Source organism: Halorubrum rarum, assembly GCF_048380895.1.
Classification (GTDB): domain Archaea; phylum Halobacteriota; class Halobacteria; order Halobacteriales; family Haloferacaceae; genus Halorubrum.
Genome location: NZ_JBLWMN010000009.1, coordinates 98,844 through 118,369 on the forward strand (window position 1 = coordinate 98,844; position 19,526 = coordinate 118,369).

Genomic DNA, 19,526 nt, shown 5'->3' on the forward strand with positions numbered 1-19,526 from the left:
ACCCCAGTCCCACGTATAAACAACCACACCACCAATCTGGTACACCCACTCCCGAGATCGATTATCAAGTACCGTTCAGTGACCGACAACGCCGACAGGATCCGATCGCGTCGAAACACCTCGATGCCAGCCCCCGTCCGACCCCTCCCAGTCCTTCTCACGGAAACGTATCGTGACCGCCCTCAGTCCTCCGCCTCGTCGACGTCCGCACCCGTGTCCTCGACCTCCTCCCGTAACACGTCCCGCTTCGTGAGCCCGTAGGCGTACCCGACCCCGACCGCAGCCGTGAACACGATGATCGCGACGATCCGCTTCACCTCCGCAAGCGACGGTCCGAGCACCGCCCGCTTCACGCGGCTCGGAACCCGGTTACCCACCAGATCCTTCAAAAAGGCGCTCTCGTTCCCCTGCGCACCCGGATACAGCAGCTCCATCACGCGCTTCGAGAAGCCCTGCCAGAACGATCGGAACACGAGCCAGCGAAACTCCCCGCGATAGTCGAACAGCGTGTGAGACACCACCGCGTCCTCGACGTACACGACGCCCTGCCCGTACGCCTCACGGATCCGGATCCCCACGGGAGCCTCGTGCGCCTGGATGTGTCGATCGCCCTTGCGGCCCGTGTTCACGTCGTACCCGCCGACGTCGAGGAACACGTCCCGCCTGTACGACACGTTCGAGCCGTACCCGTTCCGGATCTCCTCGCCGTCCTCGGCGAAGCCGAGCTCCGTACAGCCGACGAGCCAGTAGAACTCCTCGGGGAAGAAGTCGGGTTTCTCGGTCCGCCAGTTCGGCGCGACGTACCCGGCGACCGCGACCGCGTCCGTCTCCGCGTACGTCTCGACGTGCCGCTCGATCCAGTCCGGCTCCGCGACCCCGTCGTCGTCGATGAACGCGACGATCTCGCCGGCGGCCAGCTCCGCGCCCTTCGTCCGGCTGTAGGAGATCCCGCGGTTCTCGTCGTTGTCGTGCACCACGACGTTCTCGCGGTCGCCGAAGTCGTCGACTGCGTGCTCGTACACCTCGGGATTCCCGTCGATCACCAACACGACCTCGATCGGGTCGTACGTCTGTGCGAGCGCGCTCTCGACGGCCTCCGTGAACACGTCGTACCGGTCCATCGTGTACGTGCAGACGACGACGGAGACCTGCATGCCCGAGCGTTGACGCAAACCGCGAATAAGGATTGTGTTTCACCGATCCGCGCCGGATGCCGGATCGACGTCCGAGGTCGCCTCGCCGACGTGGGACGCACACCCCACCGGTTCCGCTGTTAGCGGGACGATATCCGTTGGTGGCGGTTCCTCGCTCGTGGGGTCACCTACCCCACTGGTTCCGCTGTTAAGCCGGTACGGGTCATTCACGCGTGCGCCGCGTACGGCGCGAAGGACTCCGGTGACGCGAGACAGGCACTCGACTTGCTGCTCGAAAGCGGTGACATCGCGAGGGAGCGAAACGCCGACCGGGTCACTGAAAAACACGTCCAAGCGGCACGTGCGAGACTACAGACGGACCAGGTCGTACAGGGCATTGCGAACTACCCGACTCACGGAAAGCTGGTTCTACTGGCGCTGACCGTACTCGCGGAACGCAAGAGGGCACCGGCCCGGACACGTGAGATCCGCCCCGCATACGAATCCGTGTGTTCACAGGAAGGAACGGATCCGATATCGAATCGGGCGGTCCGCGAGTACCTATCCGAGCTGGAAACGCTCGGAATCGTCACCTCGACCGAAAAGAACCGCGGAAAAAGCGGTGGGAAGTATAAGCTCCACGAGCTTGCACAATCGACGGAGAGCGTCCGGCGCGGACTAACCGACCTTCTCGAATCACCGGCCTGAATCATCGCCCACTAACAGCGGAACCGGTGGGGTGTGTGGAGTACGTCCCACGTAGTGAACGGACACGAACTCTACTGATCGAATCACGGAAACCGACCGACGTCCGACTCTCTCCGCTCGCACGCTACCGGCCGTCGCCGAGTATATAACAAGGCTTATAGACGTTTTGGCAGTCACATCGTACAATGAGCCAGCAACGCGATTCGAGCGACGGATCGGGCGACTCGGCGCTCGATCTCCTCGAACGATGGTACCATATCCCGGCCCTCCTCGGGATCGTGGTTTTCATGCTGTGGACGCGAGTCCAGTCGTACGGCAACTTCATCGTCGACGACGACGTGTACTTCCGCGGGAACGACGCGTGGTATCACTACCGCGAGACGACGTATCTGCTCGAGAATTTCCCGAGCACGATGCCGTTCGAGGCGTGGACGGGGTTCCCCGTCGGCCGACACGTCGGCCAGTTCGGCACCCTGTTCGACTACATCGCCGCGGTCGGCGTCCTCCTCGCGAGTCCGATCATGGGCGGCGAGGACGGTGCGATGCGCACGATGCTCGTGATCGCGCCGCTGCTCGGGACGCTCGTCGCGATCCCGACGTACCTCATCGCCCGCCGCTTCGTCGACCGCTTCGCCGCGGTCGCCGCGGTCGGCGTCCTCGCGCTCCTCCCCGGCACCTTCTTCAGCTACACGCTGGTCGGGTTCTTCGACCACCACGCCGGTGAGATCCTCTTCCAGACGATCGCGGTCCTCGGGTTCCTCGTCGCCTTCGCCGTCGCGGAGCGCGAAAAACCGGTCTGGGAGCTCCTCGTCGACCGGGACTGGGCGGCCCTCAAGCGGCCCACCGCCTACGCGGCGGCGGCGGGCGTCGCGCTCGGCCTCTACATGTGGACGTGGCAACCCGGCGTCCTCATGGTCGGCTTCACCGGCATCTTCCTCGCCGTCAAGATCACGAGCGACGTGTACCACGGCACGAGCCCCGAACCGATCGCGTTCGCGGGCGCGGTGTCGATGGCCGTCGCAGGCCTGATGCAGATCGTTCCGCTCGACCAGTTCAGCTTCGGCGTCACGGACTACTCGCTCACGCAGGTCGTCCTCCCGCTCGGGGTCGCCGTCGGAGCCGTCTTCCTCGCGTGGCTCGCCCGCCAGTGGGAGGGGCGTGACCTCGACGCCGACACGTATCCCGCCGCGGTGGGTGGGATGGTCCTCGCGTCCGCGGGCGTGGTCTGGCTCGCGATCCCCTCGCTGTGGTCGACGCTCACCGGAAGCCTCCTCGGGACGGTCGGGTTCAGTTCCGGTGCCGGGACCCGCACCATCGGCGAGGCGCAGCCGCCGCTCCAGAACACCGCGTTCGCGGACTTCGTCCTCTCACAGTACGGGCTCGCCTTCTTCCTCGCGCTGCTCGCTGTCCTCTACATTCTCGTGCGCCCGCTCTGGCGGTCCGAGGAGACGAACCACACCCTCTATCCCGTCGCCGCGCTCGCCGTCGTCGGCTCCGTCTACGCGGCCCCGAACCTCTACGAGTTCCTCGGTGGATTCGTCGGCGTGAACTGGCAGGTCGTCGGTCTCCTCCTCGCCACCGCCTTCCTCGTCGGTGCGACGTTCCTCGCACAGTACGACACCGAGGAGCTCTACTTCGTCGTGTGGGCGGCGTTCATCGGGAGCGCGGCGTTCACACAGACTCGGTTCAACTACTACCTCGCCGTCATCGTCGCGATCGGCGCGGCGTACTTCCTCCAGCTCGCGATCGACGCGCTCTCGCTCCCCTCGCTCGACGACGTCCGCGACGTCGAGGGATGGCAGGTGATGACGGTCGCAGCGGTGATAGCCGTCCTCCTCATCCCGCTCGTGGCGGTCGCGACCCCCGTCTGGGCCGCGGGCGCAGGAAACGGCCCCGGCGCGGTGACCGAGTGGGACGAGGGGCTCCAGTGGATGAACGAGGAGACGCCGCACCCCGGCGAACTGGGGGGCGCGGACAACCCCATGGAGTATTACGGCACCTACGAGCGCCCCGCTGACGGCGACTTCGACTACCCGGAGGGAGCCTACGGCGTGCAGTCGTGGTGGGACTACGGTCACTGGATCACCACCAGGGCCGAGCGGATCCCGAACGCCAACCCGTTCCAGCAGGGCGCGACGGAGGCCGCCAACTACCTGCTCGCGCCGAGCGAGGAGCGCGCGGCGGCGGTCCTGGACGCCCAGAGCGACGAGGGCGGGGACACCCGCTACGTGATGGTCGACTGGCAGATGGTGTCGCCGACCTCGAAGTTCGGCGCGCCGGTGACGTTCTACGACGACGACGACGTCACACAGGACGACTTCAACGAGGTGGTGTACCAGCAGACCGAGGAGGGCGCGCTCCAGCCCGTGATGCGGACGCAGACCCAGCGCTACTACGAGAGCCAGATGGTCCGGCTCTACGAGGGGTACGGCAGCGCCATGGAGCCCGAGCCGGTCGTCCTCGACTACGACGTCGAGCGCGGGACGAACCCGCAGACCGGCGAGGAGTTCGAGATCCGGACCCTGCCGGCGGACCCGACGGCGTTCGTCCAGCGCTTCGACGACATGGAGAGCGCCGAGGCGTACGTCGAGGAGGAGGGCACCGCGCGGATCGGCGGGGTCGCGGGGCTCCCCGAGGAGCGCGTCGACGCCCTCGAGCACTATCGGCTCGTCCACGCGACGGAGTCGCAGGGACAGGCACCGGCGGCCCGACACTACCAGGTGCTCCAGTCGCTCGGTATCGACCCGGCCGAGACGGTCGGTACCGGCCTGCTCGAAGGGTTCAGCGACGACTGGGTGAAGACGTTCGAGCGCGTGCCCGGAACGACCGTCGAGGGCTCCGGCGCGGAGCCGGGCGAGGAGGTCGAAGCGACGGTGGAGATGGCGAAGCCGTCGGGCGAGACGTTCGAGTACACGCAGTACGCCGAGGCGGACGCGGACGGGACCTTCGAGTTCCACCTCCCGTACTCGACGACCGGCTACGACGAGTACGGTCCCGAGGAGGGGTACACGAACACGAGCGTTCGCGCGACGGGTGCCTACGAGATCACGACCGAGCCGACGACCGACGACGACCTGTACACCACGGCCCGCGTCGGCGCGGTCGACGTGACCGAGGGACAGGTGATCGGCGAGGACGAGACGACGCCGACGGTCGAGCTCGACGAGGAGGTCATCGACTGTCCGAGCGGCGACCCCGCCTGTCCGATCGGCGACGCGAACGACGACGCGGACGACGGGTCGACGGATGATGACGCGGACGGGGAGGAGAGCGACACGGACGGAGCGGAGACCGACGCGGACGGGGAGGAGAGCGACGATGAGGCATCGCTGACCACGGCTGCGAGCGCGCTCGCGGAGCCGGCGGCGTAACCCGATGGTCGACGCCCGAGCGTGGATCGCGGTGTATCTGAAGGGGATCGCGATGGGGACCGCGGACGCGGTGCCCGGCGTCTCGGGCGGGACGATCGCGTTGATCGTCGGGATCTACGAGCGACTGATCGCCGCGCTGACCGCGATCGATCCGGGCCGGATCCGTCGGGTGTGCTCCGGGGTTCGCCCGGCGAACGTACCGGACGCGCGCGCGGCGTTCCTCGAGGCGGACGGCCCGTTCCTGCTCGTTCTCGGGGCCGGAATCGCGACGGCCATCGTCGTCGTGTTGAGCGCGGTCGACGTCCTGCTGACAAGGGTGCCGATCGCGACGTTCGGGTTCTTCTTCGGGCTGATCGCCGCGTCGGCGGTCGTGCTGTTCGGCGTGGTCGACCTGTCGACACCCGGCCGGAAGGCGGCCGCAGTTGCCGGGTTTCTCGCCGCGTTTCTCACCTCGGGGTACGCGTCGACGGCGCTGGGCAACGAGCTCCCGGTGCTGTTCGTCGCGGGCGCGATCGCCGTCAGCGCCATGATCCTCCCGGGGATCTCGGGATCGCTATTGCTGGTCATCCTCGGACAGTACGACTACATGTCCGGTGCGCTGCGGACGTTCGTCGACGCGGTCATCACGACGCTGTCGGGAGGGGGCGTCGGCGCGCTCGTCGAGGCGGGGCCGCCGGTCGTCGTCTTCATCGCGGGCGCGGTCGTCGGACTGTTCACGGTCGCCCACGCGGTTCGGCGCGCGCTCGCCGCCTATCGCGCCGCGACGCTCGCGTTCCTGGTGAGCCTCATCGTCGGCGCGCTGCGAGCGCCGATAGTCGAGGTGTCGGCCAGGCTCGCGGAGCGCGGCGAGACGTGGGGGCACGCCGCCCCGGAGTTCGCGGTCGCGGCGGTCGGCGGGGCGCTCGCGGTGCTCGTGCTCGACCGATACGCGAGCGCGATCGAGTACTGACGGGAGAGCCCCGACGAACAGTCGTCACCGGTGCCGACGTCACTCCCGCGACACGGCGATGTTCCGGACGTCGCCCCCGCAGTTCGGGCAGGCCGTGATCCGCGCTCCGGACGATTCGCGGTAGGGGCAGTCGAGGCACTCGAAGTACCCGGTCGACGGACTGTACGGGTCGATCGAACTCAGATTGTGTGTCACGGTATATCGGAGCATACGATCCCTTTTAAGCAGTACCCTAAACCACTACACGACATATATAGGAGATTATATTTACAAATGTGGTCTGTTAGATATATTACTGATCGAACGTTTCGTCTCGATCCCTCGCAGGCCTCACCCTTTTTGTGGATGCTCGCCGTGTGTTCGCGCATGAACGTCACGATCACCCCGCCGACCGAGCGAACGTGTGAACTGTGCGGCCGCGAGGAGCGCTGGGACGAGGACCTCGAAGCGTGGCAGATCGACGACACCGCCGGCGACACGTACTGCATCCACGAGTGGGACGTGAACGGCACGTTCCTCCCGTTCGAGGAGTGATCGACGGTCACCGCATCCAAGCGATGCCGACCGCATACGTCACCGCGCCGCGCGAGGCGGCCGAGGGGATCGCCGAGGCGCTCGTCGAGCGCCGGCTCGCCGCCTGCGTCAACGTCGTCGACTGTGAGTCCGTCTACCGGTGGGAGGGAGCGGTCGTCTCCGACGCGGAGGCGATCCTCATCGCCAAGACGACCGCCGACGCCTACGACGCCCTCGCGAGCACGGTGGACGAGCTTCACCCCTACGACGTCCCATGTATCGAACGGTTCGACGAGCGCGACGTCGCCGAGCCGTTCGCGGCGTGGCGATCCGAGAGCGTCGACCCCGACCGGGAGTCGTAGCGGCGCTCACTGGAGCGTTCCCGTCCGCGACCGTCCCCGCGACGTGCGTCCCGTGTCCGTTCGGATCCGCGTCGTCCACGTCGTCCCCGTCGTCCCCGTCCTCCGCGAACGGTGCACCGATGGTCGCCGTAGCGATGTCGCCGGTCACCTCGGCGAGACGGAACGACTTTGAGCGGCCGCTCCGAACCGCGATGACATGACCGGAGACAGCGAGGACCCGAACGCCGAGGTCCAGTATCACGTCGAGGTCGGTCCCGGCGACGTCGCCGACGCCGTGCTCCTCCCCGGCAACCCCGAGCGCGTCGACACGGTGACCGCGCTGTGGGACGACCACGAGGCGATCGCCTCCCACCGTGAGTACCGGACCGCGACGGGAACGTACGACGGCGAGCCGATCTCGGTCACCTCGACCGGGATCGGCTCGCCGTCGGCGGCGATCGCCGTCGAGGAGCTCGCCCGCGTCGGCGTCGACACGTTCATCCGGGTCGGCTCCTGTGGCGCGATCCAGCCGGAGATGTCCGTGGGCGATCTGGTGATCACGACCGGCGCGGTCCGGCAGGAGGGAACGAGCGCGGAGTACGTCCGCGAGGACTACCCCGCGTCCGCGGACGGCGAGGTCGTCTCGGCGCTCGTCGCCGCCGCCGAGCGGCTCGGATACGACTACCACACCGGGATCACGATGAGCGCCGACTCCTTTTATGCGGGACAGGGACGGCCCGGGTTCAACGGGTTCGAGGCCGCCGGCTCCGACGAGCTCGTCGCGGAGCTGCAGGCGGCGAACGTGAAGAACATCGAGATGGAGGCGTCGGCGATCCTCACCGTCGCCAACGTGTACGGGCTCCGTGCGGGCGCGGTGTGTTCCGTCTACGCCAACCGCGTGACCGGCGAGTTCCGGACCGAGGGCGAGTCGCGCGCCTCCGAGACCGCGAGCCTCGCGGTGAAACTGCTCGCGCGCATGGACGAGGTCAAACGTGAGGCGGGCGCGGACCGCTGGCACGCCGGCCTCTCGCTGTGAGACCGCCGTAGTTCATCACGGACGTCCATCCGGGATCGGTGGGGAGAGGCCCTGAAACGGCCGTAAATGCATCACGAACTCGAGATGCGTCCCGGGACTGGACGAATACTGTTTCCTGAGCGAGTACGCTTTCAAAGCGTCTTTATTTGCGGACTCCTGACCGAGAGTCATGACTACACAGGTCGTCGTCGTCGGCTCCGGATACGCCGGTGCCGGGACGGTGAAGGCGTTCGAAAACGAGATCGGTGAGGGCGAAGCCGAGCTCACCTGGATCGCCGAGCACGACTACCATCTCGTGTTACACGAGGTCCACCGTGCGATCCGCAACCCGGCGGTCGAATCGAAGATCACGATCCCCGTCGAGGAGATCAAATCGGACGACACCGACTTCCTGCAGGGCCGGGTCGTCGGCGTCGACACGGACGACCGCGTCGTCGAGACCGACGACGGGACGACCGTCGAGTACGACTACCTCCTCTTGGGCGTCGGCTCCACGACCGCGTTCTTCGGGATCGACGGGCTGGAGGAGAACGCCCACCAGCTGAAGGGGCTCGACGACGCCAAGGCGATCCACGACGACGTTCGAGCGGCGGCCGGCGAAGCGACGCAGTCGGACCCCGTACGCGTGCTCATCGGCGGTGCCGGCCTCTCCGGCATCCAGACGGCCGGCGAGATCGCCGAGTACCGCGACAAACACCGCGCGCCGATCGATATCTCGCTCGTCGAGGGGATGGACGAGATCTTCCCCGGAAAGGACCCGGAGGTACAGGGCGCGCTCCGCAAGCGTCTCGAGGAGGCGGACGTCGAGATCCTCACCGGCGATTTCATCTCCGAAGCCGACGAGGAGGCGGTGTACCTTGGCGGGGGCGAAGCGGAGGCCGAGAGGCTCCCTTACGACGTGTTGATCTGGACCGGCGGTATCACGGGCCAGCCGGAGGTCGCCGACGTCGACGTCGAGAAGGACGAGCGCTCGAACCGAGTGTACGCGGAGTCGGACTTCACGACCAGCGACGATCGCGTGTTCGCCATCGGTGACGCCTCCCTGATCGACCAGGGCGACGACGACGTCGCACCGCCGACCGCGCAGGCCGCCTGGCAGGCCGCGGAGATCGCCGGCGAGAACCTCGCGCGTGCCGCCCGCGGCGCACCGCTGCAGTCCTGGCGTTACGAGAACAAGGGGACGGTGATCTCCGTCGGCGAGGAGGCCGTCGCCCACGACGTGATGGGGATGCCGATCGCCACGTTCGGGGGGACCCCCGCGAAGCTGCTCAAGAAGGCCATCGCCACGCGGTGGATCGCGAAGGTCTCCTCGACCGGACGCGGTCTCAGCGCGTTCGGCGACATGTAACGCGGGCGGATGACCGACGAGCGATCCCCTCCGTCGCTCGCCGACGTCGCAGCGACGGCGACGATTCCGGCTGGCGAGCTGCTCATCGACGAGTTCCGAACCGGCCACGTCACCGGCGAGTACGGCCCGAACGACGTGAAGACGGACGTCGACGACCGCGCGGAGCGACTGGTGCTCGACGTGCTCGACGACCGCGTTCCTTCGCACGCCACCCACGGCGAGGAGACCGGAACACGCGGCGACGGCGCGTACACGTGGGTTATCGACCCGCTCGACGGCACCAACAACTTCGTCGCCGGCTTCCCGTCGTTCGCGACGGCGACGTGTTGTCTCCACGACGACGAACCGGTCGCGACCGCGGTGTACGAGCCGCTCCCCGGATCGCTATACGTCGCCGCCCGCGACGCGGGCACACACGTCGTCGAGGGCGACGAGCTCGACGAGCTCGTTGCGTCCGTCCGTCCCGACACGACCCATAGAGAGACGCTCGCCGTCGGCCTCGCTGACGCCGACCCGGCGGGCCGCGCGCTCGCCGCCGACAGCGACACCCCGCTCGAACACGGAACGGTCTCGTACGTCGTCGGGCTCCCGGCGATCCGGGACCCGGAGCTGCGGGCCCGGTCGGACCGCATCGCGGACGCGATCGGCTCGACCTGCAAGCGCGTGCTCCAGTCGTGGTCGCCCTGCGTCGACTGGGGACTCCTCGCGCGCGGCGGGACCGAAGCCGTGGTGTGTTTCCGACCGGACCCGTACGAACAGTACGCGGGATCGCTACTGGCCGAGGAGGCCGGGGCGGCCGTCCGGGAGTCCGAGGGCGTCTACGTCGCCGCCGCGGACGCCGACGTCGCCGAGCGACTCCACGATCTCGCCGCCGAGCGGCGGTCCTGATCGTCCCCGCTCCTGATCGTCCCCGGTCCCGATCCTCCCCGGTCCTCAGCCGTTCTCCTCGACTGTGACCTCCTGTGTCGACACGTGGAGGTGGTTGATCGTCGATATCTGTCGACCCTCGAACGGGTCGTTCGTCTCGGCTATCGCCTGGTCGTGGCGAAGCGTGAGGTCCGCGTTCGTGAGATCGGAGTCGTCCGCGACGAGCGCCCCGTCTATCGTCGCCTCCCCGTCGACGGTCACGGTTCCGTCGCCGCCGTTGGCGGCGTACAACACGCCGTTGAAGGACGCTGGCTCGCCGCCGCCCGCCAAGCGGACGTCGTCCGCCGCAGTCACCAGCCAGAACCGCCCGGCCGCCCTGTCGTTCTCGACGACGACTTCGGCCGCACTGCCGTCCGTCACGCCGGAGTCGAACGTTATCGCGCTCCCGTCGTGGAACCACTGAACGTGTGCGTCACCGTCGGTCACCGTCATCCGCGCCGGCGCGTCCGTCGCGTCGAAGCGAACGTCACCGTCGCCGTACACGAACAGCTTCCCGTCTCCTTCGACCGTGACGTTCGCGGGCGCGTCGCCGCCCGTCACGTCGACGTCGCCGCGAACCATGAGATGCAGTTCGTCGGGCCCGTCGTTGGTGTCGAGAACCAGCTCTGCGGGACCGTCCGTCCCGTTGATCAGGAGGTCGCCGTCGATCTCGACGTACGTCTCCTCGTTGGCGACCAGACGGAGCGTCCCGCCGTCGACGGTGGCGTCGCCGTCGACGAACGCGTCCCCGGTGATCGTCTTCGTGTCGTCGCCCGTCAGGGAGACGTCGTACGCGTCCGGGTTCGAGGGGCTGTCCTCGTCGAACGCGGCGTTTCGGTCGGCGATCTCCGCGCTCAGGTCACGGATGGGGGTGATCGTCGCCTCCTCGATGATCTCGCCGGTCACGTTGATGTCGCCCGCGCTGTCTATCGCGTTCCGGTTCGGCGTCAGCCACCCGCTCGTCAGGAGATCGCCGCGGATGACGATCTCCTCGAGCTGTCCGGTTTGCGTCCCGTCGATGTCTTCCACCGTGTGCACCTGGATCCCCTCGTGTGCGCTTTCGGCAGGTGGACCCACACTGGAGTCGTACGACTCCGCGAACAGTCGGTTCACCTCGCCGATCACGAACGTGCTCCGGGTGTTCATCCCGACCACCGAGTCGCTCACCTCCGAGCCGTCGATCCGCGTCGGGAGCGAGACCTCCACCCTGTCGCCGTCGAGTCGTTCGACGTCGGCGTCGGTTCGGTCCTCGAAGAACCGCCCCCACGCCTCGTGGTACTCGCTTTCGACCGTGATCGTGACGTTGCCGCCGACGAGCGGGTTCCCCGATTCGGCGGTCGGGAACGAACGTTCCGGCTCGCCCGCGGCCGTCAACAGGAGGTTCTCGCCGACGTGCCCGTCGCCGGCCACGGTGACGAGCGGGAGCGTCAGCGTCTCGCCGCGGTAGTGGAACTCGGGTGGCGACACCATCTCGGACCGCTCGCCGTCACTGCGCCACACCCCGCCGCCCTGGTACGCGACGGTCGTGCCGTCGTGTTCGTACACGACCGTGTTCAGGTTCGCCTCGATGGGCTCGGGATCGTCGGCGTCGTCGAACTCGATCTCGATCCGCATGGTCCCGTCGTCGGTGACGGAGACGCCGCCGTCGGTCCCGAGCCGCACCTGCTGGCTCGTCGAGTCACCGTGTGCGACGAGGCTCGCCTTCGAGTCGACCTGCGTCATCGCGGCCTCGGCCTTCCGAAGCTCCGCCGCCGACTGCGAGTCCTCGAGCGCGACCGACCCGATCGCGACCGTGGAGCCGACGACAAGGACCGTCATCCCCAACAGGAGCACGACCCCGATCACTTCGCTTTGGCCGCGCGACGCTCCGAACATGCTGGGGGGTTCGATCCGGACCCGCTTAGTCGTTGAGACTCGATTCTCACGACCGATATCGCGTGCGCGCTCGCGAACGACGAAACCGAGGGTGTAGTCGACGGCAGCCAGGCGTTAGTTCCCGTCGACGACGACCGGCGTACCCGTGACGTGGAGGTACGTCACCCGCGGGACGTCCGCGCCGAACACCGGGTCCATCCCACCCAGTGCGGTGTCGAAGTGGATCGTCCCCCCGGACTGGAGCGTCGTCTGCCCACCGACGACTGCCCCGTACACCGCGCCGCCGGACCGGACGTCGACGGTCCCCGAGCCGGTCGTCCCCGACGGCGCGTACAGGACGCCCGTGAACGACCCGCCGTTGACGGCGATGTCGGCGTCGCGGGTCCCGTACACCCACATTCGGGAGGCGACGTCGCCCTCGACGGTCACCTCGCCGCTACCGATCGCGACGTCGCGCGCGACGAACGCCCGAACGCGTCCGCCCTCGCCGACCACCTCCACCGTCTCGCCGGAGAGGTCGAGGGTCCCGTCCACGCCGAGTCGGACGTCGCCGTCCGACACGTCGAGTCGGAGCGTCCGCCCGTCGAGGTCGACGTCGTCGAGGTAGTACTCGCCGGCGGACAGCGTGATCGCGTCGGGGTGCTCGGCGGTGCTCGCGAACGTCGTCCCGTCGATGGCGTCGGCCGCTTCGTTGTCGTTGGCGGCCGCGAGCGACGACAGTTCGGTTCGGACGAGCGGATCGATCGGGGAGACGGACGCCACGCTCGCGTTCGGCGCGCTCCATCCCGTCACCTCCGCGTTACCGCCGAGATCGATCGAGTCGCCGTAGGAGGCGTTCCCGTGAACGGTCGAGCCGGCCATATCGATCGATCCCCCCGCCACCGCGTCGCCGTACACCGCTGCGCCGCCGCGGAGGCGGAGGTCACCGGCCGCGACCACGCGGCCGCGATCGCTCCGGGCGTCCGGGTCCGAGTACGGTCCCACGGAAGAGTTGTAGCTGTCCGTGAACGCGGATCCGCCGGCCCCGCTGATCTCGAACCGTCCCGTCGCGGTTCCGATCGCGGCGTCGCCGAGCCGACGGTCCGGGTCGTCCGTCGCGAGCAGGAGCGTGACGCGGTCGGCGGTGTGGTCGTAGCGCACCGTTCCCCCCGTTCGGCTCTCGAAGAAGCGCCCCCACGCCTCGTAGTAGTCGCTCTCGACGGTGACGTGGACGGTGGCGGCCGACAGGGGGTTCCGTCGGTCGGGGTCGGTCGGATCGGGGTACACGAGCTCCGACGGACCGCCGCGAGTGACGACGGCGTTCCCGCCGGTCGCCGATCCGCCCTCGACCAGCGGAACCGGCATCGTGAACGTCGTGCCGCGGTAGTGGACCGGCGGCGGAGAGACCATCCAACTCCGGTCGCCGTCGGCCCGCCAGACGCCCCCGCCCTCGTAGGCGACCGCGGAGTCACCGAGTCGGTAGGTGACGCCGCCGAGCGGGCGGTCGATCAGCGTCTCCTCGACGGAGCCGTTCGCCTCGTCGCGAAGCTCGATCAGGAGTCGCCCCTGATCGGGATCGATCGCCGTCGATCCGCGGCTGCTCCGCGGAAGCGACACCGCCCGCGACTCGGAGCTCCCCGAGCTCACGAGTGCCGCCTTCGAGGCGAAACTCGTCAGCGACGTCTCCGCGCCCCGCAGGTCGGCGTCCGCCTGGCGATCGCTCAACACGACGGCACCGACCACGACCGTCGCGGTCACGACTAGCAGCGAAAGCCCCAGTATGAGCACCGTACCGACGAGATCCGACTGCGCACGATCGGACCTGTGTGGTCGGTACGATCGGGTCATCGTCCGAACGTAGGCCCGCGATCGTATATAAGGTGGCGTGCGGGAGCCACTCAGTGTTCCGGAGACATCGCGTGTCTAAGAGATACCCAGTATCCTGGAGACGTCGAGTGTCCAAGAGACGCTCCGGCGAGGACCCGATGGAGACGCTCGGACGCCGCACGACCGCGATCGATCATCGGTCGTCCGTGCCGTCCGTGCCGTCCGTGTCGTCCGCGCGGAACCGAACCCGGATCCCGCTCGGATCGTGGGTCTCGAACGCGTCGGAATCGCCGTCGACGGCCTCGACCGCCGCGTCCGACCGGCCGAGTCGCTCCCGGACGTCCGCGAGCGCGTTCGGCGGGAGCACCAGCTCGTACCACGCGATCCCGAGTCCGCCGCCCGCCGGATCGCGGCGTCGGTTCCAGACGTTCACGCCGACATGGTGATGGTAGTCGCCCGCGGCGAGAAACGTCGCGTCCGAACCGAACTCCTGGCGTATCCGGAGACCGACGAGGTCGGTATAAAAGGAACGCTCGGCGTCGAGATCGGTCGCCTCGAGGTGAACGTGCCCGACGTCGGTGCCGTCGGGGAGGCCGTCCGCGGCCTCGCCGGAGCGATCGGCGGGGTCGCTTTCGGTCCCGTCGGCGTCGCTCGCGGCCGCTCGAACGGCTTCGCGATCGAGCGGCAGCGTGTCCATCGCGACGCGGCCGTCGGGGGCGTCCGGCCACGCAGACCGCGGCCGGTCCCGATACACCTCGACGCCGTTTCCCTCCGGGTCGCGAGCGTACAGCGCCTCGCTCACGAGGTGGTCGGACGCCCCGGTGAGCCGCCACCGGGACTCGAACCGGTCCAGCGCGCGCCCGAGCGCCGCGCGCGACGGCACGCGGACGGCGACGTGGAACAGCCCGGCCTCGTGTTCCCCCCGATCGGGGGCGTCCGGCGCGTCGATCAGCGTGAGCAATGGGGTATCGCCCACGCCGAGCACAACGGAGTCGTCCGCGCGTTCCAGCACGGCGAGCCCGACGACGTCGACGTAAAAGGAGACGACGCGGTCGAGGTCCGCGACTCGCAGCGCGACGCGTCCGACACGCGTCGATCCGGGGAGTTCGGCGGTCATGCCGAGCCGGAGGTGCTCGATCCGCTTAAAAGCACGTCGAGGCGATCGCCGATCCGCTCGCTCGTCGCGTCGGAGAGGCCGTGGCCGTCTCCCCCGTCGACACGGAGGTCGACCGCTGCACCTCCCGCCCCGAGCACCGCAGCGGTCGCACGGACGCGTTCGACCGGTACGTACGGGTCGCGTTCGCTCGACGCGAGTTCGACGGGCGTCCCCGAGAGATCGCCCTCGACGGTCGACGCCGCCACGGTCGATCCGGGGAGCGCGGCCGAGACGAGGAACGCGCCGCCGAACCGCCGGGGTCGACGCCGGAGGAACTCGCCGGCCACGCAGCCCCCCTGCGAGACCCCGACGAGAACGACGCGTTCCGGGCCGATCCCGATCTCCGCCGCCGCGTCGACCGCGTCGGCGACGCTGTCGATCGCGGACGTCAACGCGGGCTCGTTCGCCGACCGAGGAGCGTCGTGTGCGGCGGGAAACCACACCGACCGGCGCGCGTTCGGTGCAAGCAGCGTCGCTCCCGATCGGGTGAACCCGTCGGCGAGCCGGACGATCCCCTCGGCGGTCCCGCCGCGGCCGTGGAGGAGGACGACCGCGACCTCGGCGGCGGCGGCCGGCGCACCGGCGATCACCGGTTCGGCGTCCGCGTGCGGGCCATCGGTCCCGGAATACGCTCGAGTCATTCCTCCGTGACCTCCGTCGATCCGGGGAGCTCGATCCGCGGCAGATGGTCCTCGATCAGCGAGCGTCTGTCAGCGAACCGGGGCGGGAGAGACAGCTCCGTCGCGTGTCCGTCGACGTCGGAGTCCGCGAGCCCGTCGCTCGCCGGTCCGTCGGGGGTCGGGGCCTCGGTGGCGAGTTCCACGAGGAGGCCGCCGGGGCCCCGAACGTACAGCGAGTGGAAGAAGTGTCGGTCCTTCACCCGAGAGACGTCGACGCCGCGCTCGCGGAACAGCCGATGCCAGTCGAGCAGCGCGTCACGGTCGGGGACGCGAACGGCGACGTGGTGGAGCGTTCCGGGGCCCTCGCGGACGTAGGCACCGTCCCGATCGAGAAGGTCGACGACGGTCGCTCGGTCGCCCGGCGCGCGGTAGCGGATCCGCTCACCGGACTCGGCGGCGTAGTCGAACCCGAGCGTGTCGAGGACGCTCGCAGCCCCGTACGGGTCCGTCGGGAGCGCCGTCACCCCGTACAGTCCGCGGACCGCGACCGAGTCTCCCGAGCGATCGCAGTCGGGCGCTCCGGGACCGCCGGACGCGACCAGTTCGACCGTCGTGCCCGAGGGGTCAGCGGTGCGGAGCACGTCGTCGCCGAACCGGTCCTCGGGGTCGACGTCGCACACCGGATGTCCCCCATCCGAGAGGCGCTCGTGCCAGTCGGACAGCGATCCCGGAGGGACCGCGAACGCGACCGACTCGTAGCCGGGTCGGCCCGTCCGACCCGGGTCGCCCTGCGGGTCGGGAAAGACCGTGAACACCGACCCCGGACGCCCCGATCCCGTCCCGAAGTAGAGGTGGTGTTGCAGGACGTCCTCGTAGTTCACCGTCGTGTGCAGGAGCCGAAGCCCCAGCGTGCCGGCGTAGAAGTCGACGGCCGGCTGGCCGGCTCCGACGATCCCGGTGACGTGGTGAATACCCGGCGTGTCGGCGAGCATACCCCGTATGGATCGGCAACGGGGAAAGCGATGACGGGGAAAGCGATGGCGGGGAAAGCGATGGCGGGGAAAGCGATGACGGGGAAAGCGATGACGGGGCGGTCTCCTCGGTTCTCCAGTTCCCCACCGATCTCGGTCTTCCCGATCACACCGCACCGAAGAGGACGACGAGGAGGATCAGGACGCCCACGGCGACGCCGGCGACCAGCTTCGGGTTTTCGAGCGGCTTACGGTAGACGGGCATCGCCGCGTACTCCCCGGCGAACGCCTCGCGGTTCGCCTCGTCGTAGAAGTGTTTCGTCGCGAGGAAGAACTCGCCCGTGGTCGAACAGCCCGTACACACCGGCTCCCCGACGAGTCGCTCCTCGCGGACGTGGTCCGCACAGTTGAGGCTCCCACAGTTGTCACAGTGCGTGATCGTCACGTCGGCCCGTCCGCCTCCCGCGTCGCTTCCGCGGTCACAGTGAACGCACGTTCCGAACTCGTCTGCAACCGTGAGCCGCTCGTCGCCGTTCGTCACGAACGCGTGGCCGTACTCGTACTCGCCGAGCCGCGTCGTCGTCGTCGCCTGCGGGAGGAACACCGGCTCGACGCCGGTGACACGCACGTCCGATTTCGTGGGCGTACACGTCCGCTCGTAGGTGACGTTGTTGTCACCGGTGTACGTCACCGTGCGCTCGTACCGGTCGCGCTGGCGGTCGACCACCCAGTCGACGTACTCCGATTCCGTGCGGCCGAACCGACCGAACTCGACGGCCGCGAAGCGCTCGTCGACCGCCTCGTCGCCGTCCGGGATCGGTACCGCTCGGTCGATGCCGGCATCGATCAGTCGGGCGGCGTCCGACCGGAGCAGAGCCGGCCCGTCTCGGTCCGCGGAGATGGCCAGCCGCTCCCGGTCGGACACCGAGTGGATCACGCCGACGGACGTCTCGAACGTCGCGTCGACCGCGGTGTCGACGAGGAGCGTCGGGGAGAACGCGAGCGTCGCGTCCGGCACCGGGAGCTCGGACGACGACAGGTTCTCGACGGTCGCCGCCGCGGCGTCTCGCTCGGCGGTCACGGTCTCGACGTCGGTCGGCGGCGGGAGCGTCTCCTCGCACAGCACCTCGATCCGGCCGCTGTACAGGTCCATCCCGATCTCCTCGCCGATCTCGCGGAGCCGTCGCCCGTCGAGGAGATCGATGTCGATGTCGTCCGGCGCGTCCGACACCCGCTTCGCGTACTCCTGGGCCGGCGCGGTGAACCGTCCCGTGGTCGCGACCACACCGCGGCAGGGGCCGTCGTAGTCGTACGTAGTGACCGCGGAGTGGAGCTTCTGGACGACCGGCCGGCCCACCGCGTCCGTGTGTTTGCACTCGACGACGACGCCGACCGGTTCGCCCGGCCCCGAGTCGTCGATCATCGTCACGTCGCGTCCCTCGTCGGCGGTCCGAACCGCCTGCCGGACGTCTCGGTAGCCCTGATGGCGGAACACGTCCACCATCACCGCCTCGAACTCGAATCCGGAGAGGTCGTCGAGTACGGTCGCCACGCCCGCAGGTGTCTCGCACCGACCAAAACCGTTGCGGTGGTCCGATCGACGGGAGGCATGGGTCGGGAGAGCCCGCGGACCCGGTGGCACTGGAGACCCGCCGCGCCGGACGGTCCTCGAACCGTCGACGCGTCGACGGAGCGTCGGACGGCTCTCGGTAAAGCGTCGGTGATCGGACCGTTTTCGTCGGTGTTACGCCGGCCACAATAGCTTTGGGTGTGTACCGTGATACCTGTTCTATGAGCATTAACGCAGGCGGGGATGCGACCTTTCGGATCCCGAACGAGGAACCGGTCGCGGCGGAGTGCGCGAGCGCGACGTGTGAGGTGTCGTCCGCGCTGACGGAGCCCGCCGTGGTCGGCGTCGTCGCACTCCTCGGACTGGTGGCGTTCGTCGCGTTCGCGTACGTCCGCGACGCGAAGGAGTGTTGTCGGGAGGAACGGCGGCGCGTCGTCGACGAGCGTGACGCCTTCGAGGAGTTCGCCGACCGGATCGAGACGCTCGATCCGACGCCGATGGACGCGACGACGGCCGCGATCGACGGACCGGTCGTCGGCGTCCAACGGGGAAGCGGGTTCGCCACACCGGGTGACGTCCGGTTGCGTCGGGTCGTCGACGCCTACACGGAAACGGTGGTCTCGCTGCCGCACTACCGCGAGGAGTACGACGAGACCGTCGCAGAGAGTCTCGCCGCCGAGCTGGGCCCGGACGCGACCTCGACGGTGTTACGCGGCGGAACGCTCTCACCTGAGCTCCAGTCGACGATCGTCGCCCGAAGCCGACGGGCGGTCAGCTCTCGGGAGTCGTTGGCCGACGCGATCGACGCCGAACTCGACGAACTCGACCACGCGGAGGCGAGGCTGACGGAGATCGATCGGAGCCGCAATCGACTCAGCGAACACCTCGACGGCGTCCCCACGGCGACGAAGACCGGCGCACGGATCGACGTCTGGGAGCGGTTGGAGGGTCTCGAATCGGCGTGCGACGACGCCGTGGAGAACCGACAGCAACACGTCCGGGATCCCCCGATGTCGATCGACATCGGAAGCGGGGACGACTCCCCGACGTTTTACGAGTACCTGTACGCCCCGCTCGAAGAGGTGACGTACCCGGTGCTCGCCGAGTTCTCCGAGCTTGCCGACCGGATTCGCGCGGACCGGGATCGACTCGCCCGACGGATCGCTCGCGGCTCCCGGTGAGGCAGTTCACCGAACCCTCCGCTCGTCGACCGTACGCTTAAC

16 protein-coding genes and 1 pseudogene are annotated in these 19,526 nt (G+C 68.6%); 9 read left to right on the forward strand and 8 right to left on the reverse strand.

All coding sequences use genetic code 11. The features are described from left to right. Positions 1 to 182: 182 nt before the first annotated feature. A complete protein-coding gene (aglG, locus tag ACNSN7_RS09165; protein ID WP_418281976.1) occupies positions 183 to 1,154 on the reverse strand; it encodes a glucosyl-dolichyl phosphate glucuronosyltransferase in 972 nt (323 codons plus the stop codon). A 201-nt stretch (positions 1,155 to 1,355) separates the two neighbouring features. On the opposite strand from aglG, the pseudogene ACNSN7_RS09170 reads away from it, so the two are divergent. The 3 genes and pseudogenes from ACNSN7_RS09170 to ACNSN7_RS09180 form a co-directional block, all read left to right on the forward strand. Beyond that, positions 1,356 to 1,841: pseudogene (locus ACNSN7_RS09170) on the forward strand (Cdc6/Cdc18 family protein); the annotation flags it as partial. A gap of 185 nt (positions 1,842 to 2,026) precedes the next feature. After that, positions 2,027 to 5,212: an oligosaccharyl transferase, archaeosortase A system-associated gene (locus tag ACNSN7_RS09175; protein WP_418281977.1), complete on the forward strand. Its 3,186-nt coding sequence runs from the start codon at positions 2,027 to 2,029 to the stop codon at positions 5,210 to 5,212. 4 nt (positions 5,213 to 5,216) lie between these two features. Continuing rightward, complete coding sequence (locus tag ACNSN7_RS09180) at positions 5,217 to 6,161, forward strand: DUF368 domain-containing protein (RefSeq protein WP_418281978.1); 945 nt, start codon at positions 5,217 to 5,219, stop codon at positions 6,159 to 6,161. A 39-nt stretch (positions 6,162 to 6,200) separates the two neighbouring features. Here ACNSN7_RS09180 and ACNSN7_RS09185 read toward each other — a convergent pair whose 3' ends face one another. Beyond that, complete coding sequence (locus ACNSN7_RS09185; protein ID WP_418281979.1) at positions 6,201 to 6,356, reverse strand: rubrerythrin-like domain-containing protein; 156 nt, start codon at positions 6,354 to 6,356, stop codon at positions 6,201 to 6,203. A gap of 171 nt (positions 6,357 to 6,527) precedes the next feature. Here ACNSN7_RS09185 and ACNSN7_RS09190 point away from each other — a divergent pair, with 171 nt between their 5' ends. The 5 genes from ACNSN7_RS09190 (at position 6,528) to ACNSN7_RS09210 (ending at position 10,287) form a co-directional block, all read left to right on the forward strand. Next, positions 6,528 to 6,695 (forward strand): HEWD family protein, encoded by a 168-nt coding sequence (locus tag ACNSN7_RS09190; RefSeq protein ID WP_418281980.1) that lies wholly within the window; start codon positions 6,528 to 6,530, stop codon positions 6,693 to 6,695. A 23-nt stretch (positions 6,696 to 6,718) separates the two neighbouring features. Beyond that, on the forward strand, positions 6,719 to 7,036 hold the full coding sequence (gene cutA, locus ACNSN7_RS09195; RefSeq protein WP_418282004.1) for a divalent-cation tolerance protein CutA: 318 nt from the start codon (positions 6,719 to 6,721) through the stop codon (positions 7,034 to 7,036). 196 nt (positions 7,037 to 7,232) lie between these two features. Then, a complete protein-coding gene (locus tag ACNSN7_RS09200) occupies positions 7,233 to 8,051 on the forward strand; it encodes a nucleoside phosphorylase (RefSeq protein ID WP_418281981.1) in 819 nt (272 codons plus the stop codon). Between the two features lie 169 nt (positions 8,052 to 8,220). Continuing rightward, positions 8,221 to 9,399, forward strand: a complete 1,179-nt coding sequence (locus ACNSN7_RS09205; RefSeq protein WP_418281982.1) for an NAD(P)/FAD-dependent oxidoreductase — start codon at positions 8,221 to 8,223, stop codon at positions 9,397 to 9,399. Positions 9,400 to 9,408: 9 nt separating this feature from the next. Beyond that, on the forward strand, positions 9,409 to 10,287 hold the full coding sequence (locus ACNSN7_RS09210) for an inositol monophosphatase family protein (protein WP_418281983.1): 879 nt from the start codon (positions 9,409 to 9,411) through the stop codon (positions 10,285 to 10,287). 45 nt (positions 10,288 to 10,332) lie between these two features. Here the strand turns inward: ACNSN7_RS09210 and ACNSN7_RS09215 are convergent, their stop codons facing one another. The 6 genes from ACNSN7_RS09215 to ACNSN7_RS09240 form a co-directional block, all read right to left on the reverse strand. Then, positions 10,333 to 12,180 (reverse strand): DUF7289 family protein, encoded by a 1,848-nt coding sequence (locus ACNSN7_RS09215; protein ID WP_418281984.1) that lies wholly within the window; start codon positions 12,178 to 12,180, stop codon positions 10,333 to 10,335. 114 nt (positions 12,181 to 12,294) lie between these two features. After that, the gene (locus ACNSN7_RS09220; protein ID WP_418281985.1) at positions 12,295 to 14,007 is read right to left on the reverse strand and encodes a DUF7289 family protein; all 1,713 of its coding nucleotides are present in this window, start codon (positions 14,005 to 14,007) and stop codon (positions 12,295 to 12,297) included. Between the two features lie 172 nt (positions 14,008 to 14,179). Then, positions 14,180 to 15,103 (reverse strand): VOC family protein, encoded by a 924-nt coding sequence (locus tag ACNSN7_RS09225; RefSeq protein ID WP_418281986.1) that lies wholly within the window; start codon positions 15,101 to 15,103, stop codon positions 14,180 to 14,182. Next, positions 15,100 to 15,783, reverse strand: a complete 684-nt coding sequence (locus ACNSN7_RS09230; RefSeq protein ID WP_418281987.1) for an alpha/beta hydrolase — start codon at positions 15,781 to 15,783, stop codon at positions 15,100 to 15,102. The genes ACNSN7_RS09225 and ACNSN7_RS09230 overlap by 4 nt, the downstream gene beginning before the upstream one ends. Continuing rightward, positions 15,780 to 16,754 (reverse strand): VOC family protein, encoded by a 975-nt coding sequence (locus ACNSN7_RS09235; protein ID WP_418281988.1) that lies wholly within the window; start codon positions 16,752 to 16,754, stop codon positions 15,780 to 15,782. Before ACNSN7_RS09235 ends, ACNSN7_RS09230 begins: the two co-directional genes overlap by 4 nt. 145 nt (positions 16,755 to 16,899) lie before the next feature. Then, entirely contained in the window at positions 16,900 to 18,285 is a 1,386-nt protein-coding gene (locus tag ACNSN7_RS09240; protein WP_418281989.1) for a restriction endonuclease, read from the reverse strand. 239 nt (positions 18,286 to 18,524) lie between these two features. Here ACNSN7_RS09240 and ACNSN7_RS09245 point away from each other — a divergent pair, with 239 nt between their 5' ends. Further along, on the forward strand, positions 18,525 to 19,484 hold the full coding sequence (locus ACNSN7_RS09245) for a DUF7260 family protein (protein WP_418281990.1): 960 nt from the start codon (positions 18,525 to 18,527) through the stop codon (positions 19,482 to 19,484). Positions 19,485 to 19,526: the final 42 nt, after the last annotated feature.